Source organism: Actinophytocola sp. (assembly GCF_045807065.1).
GTDB lineage: Bacteria > Actinomycetota > Actinomycetes > Mycobacteriales > Pseudonocardiaceae > Actinophytocola.
In genome coordinates this window covers 1-13,565 of record NZ_JBJMIE010000311.1, presented here as the reverse complement: position 1 = coordinate 13,565, position 13,565 = coordinate 1, and the positions used below count along the sequence as shown (strand labels likewise).

Here is a 13,565-nt window from a genome sequence, read left to right as displayed (position 1 = left end):
CGCGCGCAGCCAGTCGGGCACGGTCGCCGGGTCGACGAGTGGTCCCTGGTCAGCCATTCGCGACCGCCTGCCTGACCTCGTCGGCCGACCGGAAGACCCGCGGGTTCTCGACCAGCGTGACGCTGCCGTCCCCCTTGACCAGGTAGGACGCCGGCAGGCCCACCGGGTGCAGCTTCTCCTTGGCCTTGCCGTCCTCGTCGAGCAGGGCCGGCAGACGCACGTGCAGCGCGGTGAGCAGCTCGAGCGCGTCGGCCGGGCGGGACTCGACGCCGAGCGCGACCACCCTGATCGCGCCGGGCTCCTGGGCGTACTGGGCGAGGACCGGCAGCTCGGCCTTGCACGGCTCGCACCACGTGGCCCACATGTTGACCAGCACCGGCGCCTGGAGGGCATGCGCGATGTCCACGGACTTGCCGTCACCCAGGCACTCGGCGGTGAGCCCGCGCAGGTCGCCCGGCCCCTGGTCGTCGGTCGCGCAGCTCGGCAGCTCGGCCTCGGCCCGCGCCTGGGCCAGGTCCTGGCTCGTCCGCGTGGTCTGTTCGGGTGTCGGGGCGGGGTCGGAGCGCGGCCAGATGGCGACCACCCCGGCGATCATCAGGACGATCACCGCGACGGCCCAGCGCACTCCGTTCACTACGCGCGCCCCGGCTTGTACCCGTCGCGGACCTTCTCGGCCAGTTCGAGCAGGTGGGGCGCCTCCGGGCCCTTGACCAGCTTCTCGGCGACCTCGAACTCGGTCGGTCCGGTGCCGAACGAAGGACAGTCCTTGGCGAGCACGCACGCACCGCAGGCAGGCTTGCGGGCGTGGCACACCCGCCGGCCGTGGAAGATCACCCAGTGGGACAGCATCGTCCAGTCCTTCTTGGGGATCAGGGCGCCGATCTCGTGCTCGACCTTGACGGGGTCGTCCTGTTCGGTCCACTCCCAGCGCCGCACCAGCCGGCCGAAGTGCGTGTCGACCGTGATGCCGGGGATGTCGAAGGCGTTGCCGAGGATCACGTTGGCGGTCTTGCGCCCGACGCCGGGCAGCGTGACCAGGTCGTCGAGGTTGTTCGGCACCTCGCCGCCGAACCGCTCCACGAGCGCCTGGCCGAGGCCGATCAGCGAGGAGGTCTTGTTCCGGAAGAAGCCGGTCGGCCGGATCAGCTCCTCCAGCTCCGTGCGGTCGGCGCCCGCGTAGTCGGCCGCCGTCCGGTAGCGCTTGAACAGGGCCGGCGTGGTCAGGTTGACCCGGGCGTCGGTGCTCTGCGCGGACAGGATCGTCGCCACGGTCAGCTCGAGTGGGTTTCTGAAGTCCAGCTCGCAGTGCGCGTCCGGGAACGCCTCCGCCAGCACCCGCGTCATGCGGCGGGCGCGTCGAACGAGCGCGGTCGACGGCGGTTTGACAGACTCAGTTCGGGGTTGCTGTCGGGTAGCAGGCGGCACCCCGCTAGCCTACGGGCCGCCGTACAACCTCATCGGTGCCATGGACGTCTACCCAGTGAGGACCGTTCGTCCAGCTGACGTAAGCGAGGATCACGCACGATGACTCAAGCTGTCTGGTTGGTGTTCGTCGTCCCTGTACTCGTCATGTTCTTCGCGCTGTTCATGGAGCGGGTGGAGACGAAGCTCCGGCCCGGGTCCGTGCGGGAGGACGAGGTCGAGGCGTTCCTGGACAACCCGAGCCCCGACGAGGTCCGCGCGCTCTACGGCCACGGCATCGGCCGCGCGCTGGAGCTGTTCCGGGTGCGCAGGCGCCGCGGCCGCGCCCGTGCACGGAAGGTGATGAACGCACCGACGGTCGTCATCCCGGTGCCGGATTCACTCAGACAGTCGCGCTGACACACCGGGCGACCATACCGAGAGTACGCCCTGTGAGGTGATCCACCGCACAAGCTTTACACTCCCTTAAGTGATCAGGGCGCCGTTGCCGCTGGTCGCTGCTCATTCTTGATTGGGAGGGACGCAGGTGGACGAGACCCTTGCCAGGGCCGGCATCTTCCAGGGTGTCGAACCGGCCGCCGCTGAAGCGCTCGCTCAGACACTGGAGACAGTGGAGTTCCCGCGTGGGCACGTGATCTTCGCGGAAGGCGAGCCTGGCGACCGTCTGTACATCATCCAGTCGGGCAAGGTGAAGTTAGGGCGCAAGTCACCCGACGGCCGGGAGAACCTGCTGGGCATCTTCGGACCGGCGGACATGTTCGGCGAGCTGTCGATCTTCGACCCCGGTCCGCGCACCTCCACGGCCACGACCGTCACCGAGGTCGTCGCCAGGACGATGGACCGGCCGGCGCTGCGGCAGTGGATCGCCACCCGCCCAGAGATCGCCGAGCAGCTGCTGCGGGTGATAGCGCGCCGGCTGCGCCGCACGAACGGCATGCTGGCGGACCTGATCTTCACCGACGTACCCGGACGCGTGGCCAAGGCGCTGCTGCAGTTCGCGCAGCGGTTCGGCAGCCAGGAGGCCGGCCTGCTGCGGGTCATGCACGACCTCACGCAGGAGGAGATCGCGCAGTACGTAGGCGCCTCCCGCGAGACGGTCAACAAGGCACTGGCCGACTTCGCACACCGCGGCTGGCTACGCCTGGAGGGCAAGAGCGTACTGATCCTCGACCCAGAACGCCTGGCCCGCCGCGCCCGATAACCACAAGGACACCCAAGGGCCCGCGAGCACCGCTCGCGGGCCCTTCCACATGTGGACAACCTGTGGACAACCCCTCAGCCTGTGGACAACCCAAGAGCGCCCGACGCGACAAGCCAGCGAGAAACACCTCACACGGCAGTCCTGCGGGATCCGCCCCCAGCGCCCACGCTGAATCAGAACGCCCGGCAACGCGGGGTCTGCGGGGGCCACCCGCAAATTCATCGCGGAACGCCCAAGGGCAGGCGCCCTCCGCGAGCGCTTCCTGCAAGCACTCCTCCTGCACAAGGCAAACCAGGCAGCTCAGAACCACCCGCACCGTGCAGGTCTGGGAATCGCGCAAACAATGCGAACGCGAAAGACGACCACCTCCGCAACCGCTCCCCCGCAGGCACCCCTCCCACACAACGCAAACCACGCCGAGTCAGAACCACTCGCAACGTGGGTCCGCGGGGGGTTGCCCCCGCAAAACCGCCTCCACCAGCAGGTCCGTGAGAACGTCGAAAGTGGACCGTCCTTCCACGGCCGTCACGGAATGCAGAACGCCGAAGGCGAGCACCTCCGCAACCGCTTCCCTGGGGGTCGCCCGCAGACAATGCGGACCCGAAAGACAGGCGCTCTCCGCAACCGCTTCCCTCGGGGTCGCCCGCAGACAATGCGGACCCGAAAGACAGGCGCTCTCCGCAACCGCTCCCCTGCAAGCCCCCCCACGTGCGCAACGCAAACCACGCCGGGTCAGAACCACCCGCACCGTGGGGTCTGCGGGGGTCGCCCCCGCAAAATAATCGCGGAACGCAAACGGCGAGCGCTCTCCGCGAGCAGGGGTCGCCCAGCGTGGAGCCGGGCGTCGCCCCCGACGCGGCGCACCGGCTCCATGCCGTGTGCGTGAGCCATCCCCCGACGGCTCACGCTCCCCGCCCTCCGAACCATTAGGCCCCGACCCATGTCTGCCGGAGGGAGCTTTGCCAGTTGAACGTCCTCGCTCCGCGAATCGTTACCGGATTCGCTTGAGGACTTTCGACTTTGCTAGGAGGACTCCCTCGGCTACCCAACCGTTGTGCGGATCCAACGGGTCGTTACCCAAACGTGACTTACTCGAAAATATTTGGTACTGCCGTACCACAATCTGCCACACTGGTACGTGTGTCCCACTCCGCCAGCATCGCCGACTTCCGCGCCGCGCTGACCGCGCCCGGCGCGCGTACCCCCGTCCTCATGTCCTTGCTGGCCAGGATGCCGATCGCGATGGTCGGCCTCGCCCTGCTGCTGTACGTGCAGCGGCGGACCGGGTCGTTCACGGTCGCCGGGTTCGTCTCGGCGGGCACGCTGATCGGCGTCGCCATCGGTGCGGTCGCGCAGGGCCGGATCATGGACCGCAACGGACCGACCCGGCCGCTGCTCACCACCACGGCGCTGTTCCTCGCGACCGTCGCTGGCGAGATCGTGGCGATCGAGACCGCGCAGCCGGCCCCGGTCCTGGTCGGTCTCGGCTGGCTCATCGGCCTGGCCCAGCCCATGATCGGCTCGGCGTCGCGGGCACTGTGGACACACCTCGTGCCGGCCGGGCCGATCCGCCACGCGGCGTTCGCGTACGAGGCGATCAGCCTGGAGGTGTTCTTCATCCTGGGGCCGGCGCTGGCCGGCGTGCTGGTCGCGGCGCCGTGGTCCGGGACCGCGCTCGTTGCCAGCGCGGCGTGCATGTCCACCGGCGCGGTCGGATTCTCGCTGACCGGGGTCGTGCGGGCGGTGCGCCCCGCGCCCGCGGGCGGCGGCACACTGCTCGGTGCGCTGGGCACGCCCGGCATGCGCACGGTCGCACTGGCCGCGCTCGGCTTCGGCGTGACCGTCGGGTTCGTCGAGGTGGCGGTGCCCGCCGCGGCGACGAAGGCCGGGCACGCGCCGTTGGGTGGCGTGATGCTGGCCGCGTGGTCGCTGACCTCGGTGATCTTCGGCATCTGGTACGCGGCGCACCCGTGGCCACGGCCGGTGAGCCTGCGCCTGCCGTTCCTGCTGGGCGTGTTCGCGCTGCTGGTCGCCCCGATGGCGATCCCGTCGAGCCTGGTGGGGCTCGCGTTGCTGTCGCTGGTGGCGGGGATGTGGATCACCCCGCAGTCCACGACCCACTCGACGTCGATCGAGCTGGTCGCGCCGGCGGGTGCCGCGACGGAGGCGTTCGGCTGGGTCGTGACGGCGGTGACGATCGGCCTCGCGGCCGGGCAGTCGACCAGCGGCTACCTGGTGGAGCACGTCGGCGTGTGGTCGTCGTTCGTGGCGTCGAGCGTGGCGGGCTCGGTGATCGCCGTGACGGTGTTCGCGCGGCGCCGCACGCTGGCCGAACAGCGGTCCCCGCAGGGGGAGCTCGTCACCGTCGGCTGATTGTCGGTGCCCGGGTCTACCTTGGCGCCATGGACGTCACCGTCACCACCACGAAGCTGGCCAGCGCCGCATCCGCGCTGGTCAGGCTGGTACCGGGCAAGCTGATCGACCCGGTGCTGTCCGGCCTGCTCCTCACCGCCACGCCCACGGGCGTGGCGCTGGCCGCCAACGACCGCGAACGCGCGGCCCGGATCTCGCGGGACGCGGTCGTGCACGAGGAGGGCCGGGTGCTGGTACCGGCCAAGCCGCTGGCGGACACGTTGCGTGCGCTGGAGCAGGAGCAGGTCCGGCTGGTGGTGGAGGGCACGAAGCTGGCGATCCGGGCGCCGGGTGCCCGCTACGCGCTGCCACTGCTGGACGCGGATGTTCACCCGGGCGTGGGCACGACACCACCCGTCGCAGGGACCGTGGACGGCGCCCGCTTCGCCTCGGCCCTGACCACGACGGCACTGGCGGCCTCGCGGGACGACGCGTTACCCATGTTCACGGGCGTCCGCATCCGCGCCGAGGACGACCGGCTGATCATGGTGGCGACTGACCGGTACCAGATGGCGCTGGCGTCCCTGCCGTGGTCCGCCGCCGGCGCGCCGGTGGACGCCCTGGTCCCGGCGAGCCTGCTGGCCGAGCTGGCGAAGCAGCTCCCCACCGCAGAGGTGACGCTGTACGCGGACCGCGACCGCTTCGGCCTGCGCTGGGGCGACGCCCTGATCACCACGGCGGTCCTGGACGGCTCGTACCTGCACGAGTCGAAGATCCACCTGTCCGATGTGGACACCGTGGTGACGCTGGACGCCGACGCGCTGGCGGGGGCGGTGCGCCGTGTGGGCCTGTACACGGACGCCCGCGGCGTACTGCTGGTCGACCCGGGCGATGGCGAGATCCGCCTGCGCGCGGCGGACCAACGCGCTGGCGAGGCGGAGGAGTCGGTGAAGGCGACCGTCGACGGTGGCCGGACGGGGCAGGCGTACCAGTCCCGCTTCCTGACGGATGCCGTGCGCTGCTTCCCCGGCCAACAGGTCCGGATGGAGGTCCAACCCGGCATGCGGGCGACGGTCTTCTCCGCCGTGGAGCCGACCGAGCCCACAGTCCGCTACGTGGTGATGCCCATGCTCCCTCCGAAATAACTGAACATCGGTCGGGGACCGAGTTGGCCGATCGGGGCATCGGGGCATCGGGGCATCGGGGCAGGCTCGGCTGGCTGAGCAGACTTGGCTACCGAACGCGGTCGAGTGGGCGGCGCCAGCGCGCAGGCCGGCCATCGCGAGCCTCGCTATCCCCAGATCCCGTCCGGCGGGTGGGCTCAGTTGTGGGTCGGGCCGCGGGGGCCTTGACCGTAGAGCGGGTTGGCGGCGGGCTTGGCCGCAGGCGGGCTTGACTGCACGACGGCTCTGGCGGCATGCGGGCTTGGCCATAGAGCAGGCTTGACCGCAGGGGGGTCTGGACGCGGGGCGGTCTTGGCTGCAGAGCGGTTCTGGACGCAGGGCAGGTCTGGCGCGGGCGGCCTCGACCGCACAGCGGGTCCGGGCGCAGAGCGGCCTTGGCCGTAAGGCGGGGTTGACTGCACGCGGGTCCGGCCGCCGGCGCGTCCGGGGCGCACTTGACCGTAGGCGGATCTGGCCGTAGAGCGGGTATCGCCGCTGCTAGCTGGCCTCGCCGGTGGAGCGGAGGTAGTCCAGTTGGGCGCGGACCGACCATTCGGCCGGGCCCCACAGCGACTCGTCCACGTCTCGGTAGACCAGTTCCACTACCTGGCGTGCGGTGGCGTTCGGACCTAGTTGGGTCAGGGCTGTGCGGATCTGGTTCAGCCGTTCCTCGCGGTGGGTCAGGTACTCGCGGGCGGTGGTGGCCACGTCCGGCAGTTCGGGGCCGTGGCCGGGTAGGGCCAGGACGCCGGCCGGCAGCTCCGCCAGTCTGCGCAGTGACCCCAGGTAGGCGCCCAGGTCCGAGATGACCGTAGTGCCGCGGCCCAGCACCGAGTCGCCGGTCAGGACCGTGTCCTTCGTCATCAGGCAGATGGAGTCCTCGGTGTGGCCGGGGGTGTGCAGTACCTCGATGGACAGGCCGGCTGCCTCGACGACCTCGCCGTCCGTCAGGGCCGGCGCACCGGCGCACAGGGTCGGTTCGTAGGCGCGGATCGGGGCGTTCACTCGATCCGCGAGCCACGGGGCGCCCTGCACGTGGTCCGGGTGCTGGTGGGTGACGAGGATCAGCTCCACCTCGCCAGCCGCCTCCGCCACGCGGGTCAGGTGGGGGACGTCCTCGTAGCCGGGGTCGACGATGACGCACGCCGAAGACCCGGGGGCGCGCAGCAGCCAGGTGTTGGTGCCCTCAAGGGTCATGGCGCCCGGGTTGTCCTCCAGCACCACGGCCGCGGACGGGGTGACCTGGCGCAGCTCGCCGTAGGCGGGGTGGGCGGTCACCGCTGGTCCCCCGGGCGGGCGTCGAGGTGGGTCGCCGCGGTGTCGTAGCGCGGGTCGCCGGGCAGGACGATGCGTAGGGTGTCGCCGTCGCGGGCTACGCGGGGCATGAGCTTCGTGATCACCCGTTCGCGGGTCATCGCGTCGGTGACGGACTCGCACTCCTCCAGTTCGGCCAGGGTCGTCCAGGTCGGTGGGAGCAGGCCGCTGCGGCCGGACTTCCAGTCGTCGAGGGCGTCGGCCGGGCGTTGCCACCTCGCGTCCTGCGCCTCGGTCGTGTCGCCGTCGGCGCGTTGGCCCTCCGGCAGTCGCGCCAGGAAGAACCGCGCGTCGAAGCGGCGGGTCTCCTCCACCGGTGTCACCCAGTTCGACCACGGGCGCAGCAGGTCGGCGCGCAGCACCAGGCCGGCCTCGGCCAGGAACCCCGCCAGCGACAGCTCCCTGCCGACCAGTTGCGCCCGCGCCTCGGCGTAGGGGCGTGCGTCGGCGACCACGCTCGTCGCGTCCGGGCCGGCCAGGAGCACGCCTGACTCCTCGAACGTCTCGCGCACGGCCGCGCACACCAGGGCGCGGGCGAGCGCGTCGTCGCAGGAGAAGCGGGCGGCCCACCAGGCGGGCGGGGGGCCGTGCCAGGCGACGGAGGTGTCCGCGTCGCGCCGGTCCACGCCGCCGCCGGGGAAGACGGTCATCCCGCCGGCGAACGCCATGCCCATGACCCGGCGTTGCAGGAACACCTCCAACCCGGCCGACGTGTCCCGCACGAGCATCACGGTGGCGGCGTCCTTGGGCGTCGCCGGCGGGTCCGGCGGCGACGGCGGCACCAACCCGGAGGGCAGGGTCAACTCCTTCGGCAGCTCACGCACAGCTAGGAGCGTACTTCCGGCAACCACTCCCGAATGCTCGTGTGAGCAAGATCCGGCTCGGCGCCCTACCAGGTCACCGGCAGCCGGTACACGCCGTCGATGTTGATCGTGCTGCGCATCGGCACCTCCTCCGGCGGGACGGCCAGGCGCAGCGTCGGGAACCGGGTGACCAGCGCGGGGAACGCCACCCGCATCTCCACGCGGGCCAGCTGCTGGCCCAGGCACTGGTGGATGCCGTGGCCGAACGACAGGTGGCCGGTCGCGTGCCGGCGCAGGTCCAGGATGTCGGGATCGGGGAACTTCGCCGGGTCGCGGTTCGCCGCCTGGATCGAGACGGTCACGGACTCGCCGGCCCTGATCACCTGACCGTCCAGCTCGACATCCGCGAGCGCCACCCGCACGCCGGTGTGCGCGATGCTCAGGTAACGCAGCAGCTCCTCGACGGCCTGGTCCGCGATGCCCGGGTCGGCACGCAGGGCGGCCAGCTGCTCGGGGTTGCGCAGCAGGGCGAACGTACCCAGCGCGAGCATGTTGGCGGTGGTGTCCAGGCCAGCGCCCAGCAGGAACGTGCCGAGGCCGGCCAGCTCCGCGTCGGTGAGGTCGGTCGCGGTCAGGTCGCCGAGCAGGTCGTCGGTCGGGTGCGCGCGTTTGGCGGCGATCAGGCCACCGACGTACTCCCCTATCGCCAGGTAGGCGACGGACTGCGCCTCCAGGTCCAGCTCCGGGGTGCTCATCGCCGCCACCTGCTCGGTGAAGAACGCGCGGTCGGCGTACGGCACGCCGAGCAGCTCGCAGATCGTCATCGCGGGGACCGGGTGTGCGAACGCCTCCACCAGGTCGACCGGCGGTCCCTGCGCCACCATCGCGGCCAGGTGCTCGGCGGTGATCTGCTCGACGCGTTCGGTCAGCAGGCGCATCCGGCGGACGGTGAACCGGCCGGTGAGCAGCTTCCGGTAGCGGGTGTGCTCCGGCGGGTCGACCCCCGTCAGGTCACCGGCGGCCGCGGGCGGTACCTCGGTGACGCCCGAGCCGGGGAACGGGATGTGCATGAGCTCGTACCGGGAGCTGAACCGGGTGTCGCCGGCCACGGCGCGGGCCAGGGCGTGGCCGGTCACCAGCCAGCCCACGTGCCCGTCGGGGTAGACCATCCGGTTCAGGCCGCCCTGGGCGCGGAGCCGGCCCAGCTCCTCGGGCGGGTCGAACGGACAGCCCGGGGGACGTGCCATCGGCAGGGAGGAGACCGTCTCGGGGTTCGTCATGCCGACAAAACTGCGGCCGGCGGGTTTCACGGCGCCTTCAGGCCGGTTTCACCCGCGAGGATGTGCCCCATGAGTACAGACACGTTGCGGGTGGGGCTCGTCGGGGCCGGGCCGTGGGCGCACCGGATGCACGCGCCCGGCATCGCCGGTCACCCCCGCACCAGCCTCGCCGCCGTGTGGGCGCGGCGGGAGGCCGCGGCCGCCGAGGTGGCCGCGGCCCACGGCGCGACCCCGACCACCGACTTCGACGAGTTCCTCGGCCAGGTGGACGCCGTCGCCTTCGCGGTGCCGCCGGCCGTGCAGGCGCCGCTCGCCGTCCGGGCCGCACGCGCGGGGAAGCACCTCGTGCTGGAGAAGCCCGTCGCCGCGGACGTGGCGGAGGCCGAGCTGCTCGTCGACGCCGTCACCAAGGCCGGCGTCGCCTCCATCATGGTGTTCACCTTCCGGTACGCCACGGCCACCCGGAAGTGGCTCGACACCGTCCACGCGGTCGACGACTGGGTCGGTGGCGAGGCCCGCTGGTTCTCCGGCACGCTCACGGACACCAAGTACGAAGGCTCCCGCTGGCGCCACGACGGCGGAGCGCTCGCCGACATCGGCCCGCACGTGTTCGACCTGCTCGACGGGGCGCTCGGCACCGTCACCAGCGTCGAGCACGCACGGTTCACCGAGCCCGGGCTGTGGCACGTCATGCTCGGCCACGACGGCGGCCGGTTGAGCACCGCCACCATGTCCATGCACACGCCCGCACAGCCGGCCGTCACCGACTTCGCCGTGCACGGGCCGGCCGGGTTCCTGCCGTTCAACGCCAGCGGCGAGGCACCCGAGCGGTACCCGACCCTGCTCGACGACTTCGTCGCCCTGGTGGACACCAGAACGGCCGAGCACCCGCTGGACGTGCGACGGGGCCTGCACATCCAACGGCTGCTCGGCCGTGTCGGCGATCAGTTGTTGGGCGGGTGACCGCGGTCGTGCGGGGGCACGCCGTTGATGATCACCGGGCCACCGGACTGGTTCGGCTGATCGAACGGACCGGCGGTGGCCGGCTTGCCGTGCCGGCCGCCTGAGCGGTCCACCCGCCAGGAACCCTGGCCCTGCTGCTGCCCGGGGTCCTGCTGCTCACGCCGCGCCAGCTCGTCCTGCAGCTCCTTCAGGAGGTTGCGCTCCTGGGTGTTCAGGATGTCGTCGACGAACGCCTGCGAGTGCTTGTCCACGCCACCGGCCGGCACGGGTGCCGGGGCCAGGCGCGGCCTCGACGACGACTCCGACGGCTCCTCCCGGCGGCGGGGCAACGGGGTCGGCCGCGGCCCCTCCTCCCGCATCCCGGGCGGCTCGTCCGGCGCCGGCTCCACAGGCCGGACCGGGAGCGGCTCGGCCTGGAAGGGCTCGGCCTGGAAGGGCTCGGCCTGGAACGGGTCGGTGCGCGCGGCGTCGACCCGCGGCGCCTCCACCGGCGGCGGGGGCTCCTCGTCGCTGGTGGGACCGCCCACCAGACCGCCTGGACCGACCACGCCACCCAAGGCCGGCGTCACCATCGTCGGCGGGTCGATGTGGGACGAGGTGTCGTCGCTGAAGTTGGGCGCCTTGCGGACCGGCAGGTCCGCCGTGTCGATGCGCGGCGCGTCCACGGCCGGTGGCAGGTCACGCACGACCGACATGCGGGGCCCCTCGTGCCGCACGGGCTCCGGCGTCTCGACCCGGCTCACCTCACCACGCGGCACCTCACCACGGGGAACCTCGGCTCGCGACACCTCGGCTCGCGACACCTCGGCTCGCGGTACCTCGGCACGTGACACCTCAGGCCGCGGCGGCTCCGGTTCGCCCCGGGCCGGTTCGACCCGGGGCGACTCGACACGCGGTGACTCGACACGCGGTGACTCAAGACGGGGTGACTCGACGCGGGACGAGTCGACACGAGATGAGTCGACCCGGGGCGACTCGATGCGCGTCGACTCGACGCGGACCGGCTCGGCGCGGGCCGGTTCCGGCTGCACCGCGGCCGCCCGTGCCGGCTCCAACCGGGGCGGCTCGGGCGGGGGTGCCATCCTGGGCGGTTCGACCCGAGCCGGCTCGATCCGCGCCGCCTGGTACGCCGGCTCCACCCGAGGACGGTTGAAGCCGGGACCGTCAAAAGGGATCTGTCGCGCGCTCCGCATCGCCTCCCGGTGGTACTCGCCGGGCTCGACGCCGTCCATCAGCACCTCGACCGACGCGCGGATGCCGGCGCGGCGCAGCGCGTCCTCCACGCGGTAGGCGGTGGCCGGGGCGAAGCCGCCCGGTCCGATGCCCACCAGCACCATCCGGTGCGGGACCGGTCCGGACGCCGGACCGGCGGGCGTCAGCCGCCACACGCACCACATCGACCGGATGTCGGGCAGCACACCGAGCACCGGGCGCACCGCGTCGGCGACGCCGCGCACCGGGTCGAGGCCCTCGACCGCGCCGAACGCGAACCGGTGCCGCCCGGCGATCAGCCGGTCGGTGACCATGATCCGGTCGATCAGGTCCTGTTCCAGGTACATGTCCCCGAACAGCGTCGCCAGCTCGGCGTGCTGCTCGTGGCTCAGTACCACTCGCCCGGCGACCAGGCACCCGGCGAGGAACTCCAGGGACCGGTCCAGCTCGGCCGACGCCAGCATCTGGCGGGCGTCCGCCAGCGCGTCGTCGTCCAGCCGCCCGGCCATCGTCAGCAGCAAGTCATGTATTCGAACCGGTAGCGCGATGCCTGGCCGGCTCGCGGCACTCGGTCCTACCCCCCGCGCGACCTGTGTCACGGTCGGCTCCTTCCCAGCTTTTCTCGTCGACACCGACGGCTTGTGCTGGGGAGCTGGGTCAGCCCTGGTGCACGATCACCCCGGGCAGCAGCGGCTCGGAGGCCGCCAGTGCCGCACGGTGGTAGGGCGGCAGGTCGATGCCCTCCGGCATGACCTCGACACCCGGTTCGTGCTTTCCAAGAGCCCGCAGCACACGCTGCAGCTCCCCGGTCAAGCGAGCGCAGTCCGTCGATGCCGTGACGAGCACGATCCTGGTGGTCGGTCCCACCCCGGATCGGTGTCGTCGCCAACTCCCACGCACGTCGACCAACTCGGACCGGCCGTGGAGGACCGCCCCGAGCACTACTGCTTCGGAGTCACCGAGGTTCACCCTTTCGGGCGACTCCGAAGTGAATGTGTAGTCGACTTCGTCGATTTGGTCCACCCACGGAACCGCGTGTAGTCGACCGGCGTCGGCGCCCGCGTCGAGCAATGCCGCGTTGAGCAGCATCGACTCACGCGCGGTGATCGCCACACGTTCGCGGAGCAATGTGAGCGGCAGCGCACGCGCGAGCGCGTCGAGCGCCCCGCCGGCGAGCCAGTCCCGCAGCCGCCACAGCTGCCGGTCGGGCAGCCGGCCGGCGAGCCGGAGCAGCAGCTCGTGACAGGCGTCGGTGCGGTCGTCCACCTCGGTCATTCCCCGACCTCCACGATCAACTCGACCTCGACGGGCACGCCCAACGGCAGCTCCGCCACCCCCACCGCGGACCGGGCGTGCTGGCCCACGTCCCCGAACACCTCGCCGAGCAGCTCGGACGCGCCGTTGACCACACCGGGCTGGCCGGTGAAGCCCTCGGCGGACGCGACGAACCCGACGACCTTGACCACGCGGGTCACCGCGTCCAGGCCGACGAGGGCGTCCACGGCCGCGAGCGCGTTCAGCGCGCACGTGCGGGCGTGGCCCTTGGCCTCCTCCGGGCTGATCTCGCGGCCGACCTTGCCGGTCGCGGCGACCTTCCCGTCGACGAACGGCACCTGGCCCGCGGTGAACACCAGCGAACCCGACTTCACGGCCGGCACGTAGGCACCGGCGGGTGCGGGCACGGACGGGAGGTCGATGCCCAACTCGCTCAGCCGCGCCCGCCAGCTCACGCCGCTCATGCCGTCCCCTCGCAGCCTCGGTGACGCCATTCGTCGGCGTGCGGTGTCCAATGGTTCGCTCCGCAGGCTCCGCTCACGCCGCTCATGCCGCCCCCTCGCAGCCTCGGTGACGCCAT

The 13,565-nt window shown here is 71.8% G+C and carries 13 protein-coding genes; 5 read left to right on the top strand and 8 right to left on the bottom strand.

Going from position 1 to position 13,565, the window contains the following annotated elements; all coding sequences use genetic code 11:
- Positions 1-49 precede the first annotated feature (49 nt).
- Positions 50-634 carry a TlpA family protein disulfide reductase gene (locus ACJ73U_RS17965; RefSeq protein WP_407778788.1) on the bottom strand — a complete coding sequence of 195 codons (585 nt, stop codon included), beginning with the start codon at positions 632-634 and terminating at the stop codon, positions 50-52.
- Entirely contained in the window at positions 634-1,344 is a 711-nt protein-coding gene (nth, locus tag ACJ73U_RS17960) for an endonuclease III (protein ID WP_407778787.1), read from the bottom strand. The genes ACJ73U_RS17965 and nth overlap by 1 nt, the downstream gene beginning before the upstream one ends.
- A gap of 180 nt (positions 1,345-1,524) precedes the next feature.
- Between nth and ACJ73U_RS17955 the strand changes: the two genes are divergently transcribed.
- From ACJ73U_RS17955 to dnaN, 4 genes are all read left to right on the top strand, one after another.
- Positions 1,525-1,821: a hypothetical protein gene (locus tag ACJ73U_RS17955; RefSeq protein WP_407778786.1), complete on the top strand. Its 297-nt coding sequence runs from the start codon at positions 1,525-1,527 to the stop codon at positions 1,819-1,821.
- 127 nt (positions 1,822-1,948) lie between these two features.
- Positions 1,949-2,623 (top strand): Crp/Fnr family transcriptional regulator, encoded by a 675-nt coding sequence (locus ACJ73U_RS17950; protein ID WP_133908086.1) that lies wholly within the window; start codon positions 1,949-1,951, stop codon positions 2,621-2,623.
- A 1,140-nt stretch (positions 2,624-3,763) separates the two neighbouring features.
- On the top strand, positions 3,764-4,996 hold the full coding sequence (locus tag ACJ73U_RS17945) for an MFS transporter (RefSeq protein WP_407778785.1): 1,233 nt from the start codon (positions 3,764-3,766) through the stop codon (positions 4,994-4,996).
- Positions 4,997-5,025: 29 nt separating this feature from the next.
- A complete protein-coding gene (gene dnaN / locus ACJ73U_RS17940; RefSeq protein ID WP_407778784.1) occupies positions 5,026-6,120 on the top strand; it encodes a DNA polymerase III subunit beta in 1,095 nt (364 codons plus the stop codon).
- A 516-nt stretch (positions 6,121-6,636) separates the two neighbouring features.
- Here the strand turns inward: dnaN and ACJ73U_RS17935 are convergent.
- From ACJ73U_RS17935 to ACJ73U_RS17925, 3 genes are all read right to left on the bottom strand, one after another.
- Complete coding sequence (locus ACJ73U_RS17935; RefSeq protein WP_407778783.1) at positions 6,637-7,416, bottom strand: MBL fold metallo-hydrolase; 780 nt, start codon at positions 7,414-7,416, stop codon at positions 6,637-6,639.
- Positions 7,413-8,276: an NUDIX hydrolase gene (locus ACJ73U_RS17930; RefSeq protein WP_407778782.1), complete on the bottom strand. Its 864-nt coding sequence runs from the start codon at positions 8,274-8,276 to the stop codon at positions 7,413-7,415. The genes ACJ73U_RS17935 and ACJ73U_RS17930 overlap by 4 nt, the downstream gene beginning before the upstream one ends.
- Positions 8,277-8,341: 65 nt before the next feature.
- Positions 8,342-9,535 (bottom strand): cytochrome P450, encoded by a 1,194-nt coding sequence (locus ACJ73U_RS17925; protein ID WP_407778781.1) that lies wholly within the window; start codon positions 9,533-9,535, stop codon positions 8,342-8,344.
- 69 nt (positions 9,536-9,604) lie between these two features.
- Between ACJ73U_RS17925 and ACJ73U_RS17920 the strand changes: the two genes are divergently transcribed.
- Positions 9,605-10,498, top strand: a complete 894-nt coding sequence (locus ACJ73U_RS17920; RefSeq protein WP_407778780.1) for a Gfo/Idh/MocA family protein — start codon at positions 9,605-9,607, stop codon at positions 10,496-10,498.
- On the opposite strand, the gene ACJ73U_RS17915 is transcribed toward ACJ73U_RS17920, so the two are convergent.
- From ACJ73U_RS17915 to ACJ73U_RS17905, 3 genes are all read right to left on the bottom strand, one after another.
- A complete protein-coding gene (locus ACJ73U_RS17915) occupies positions 10,480-12,231 on the bottom strand; it encodes a hypothetical protein (RefSeq protein ID WP_407778779.1) in 1,752 nt (583 codons plus the stop codon). The two genes, ACJ73U_RS17920 and ACJ73U_RS17915, sit on opposite strands and share 19 nt — an antisense overlap.
- Positions 12,232-12,367: 136 nt before the next feature.
- Complete coding sequence (locus tag ACJ73U_RS17910; protein ID WP_407778778.1) at positions 12,368-12,985, bottom strand: hypothetical protein; 618 nt, start codon at positions 12,983-12,985, stop codon at positions 12,368-12,370.
- The gene (locus tag ACJ73U_RS17905) at positions 12,982-13,440 is read right to left on the bottom strand and encodes a RidA family protein (RefSeq protein ID WP_407778789.1); all 459 of its coding nucleotides are present in this window, start codon (positions 13,438-13,440) and stop codon (positions 12,982-12,984) included. Before ACJ73U_RS17905 ends, ACJ73U_RS17910 begins: the two co-directional genes overlap by 4 nt.
- Positions 13,441-13,565: the final 125 nt, after the last annotated feature.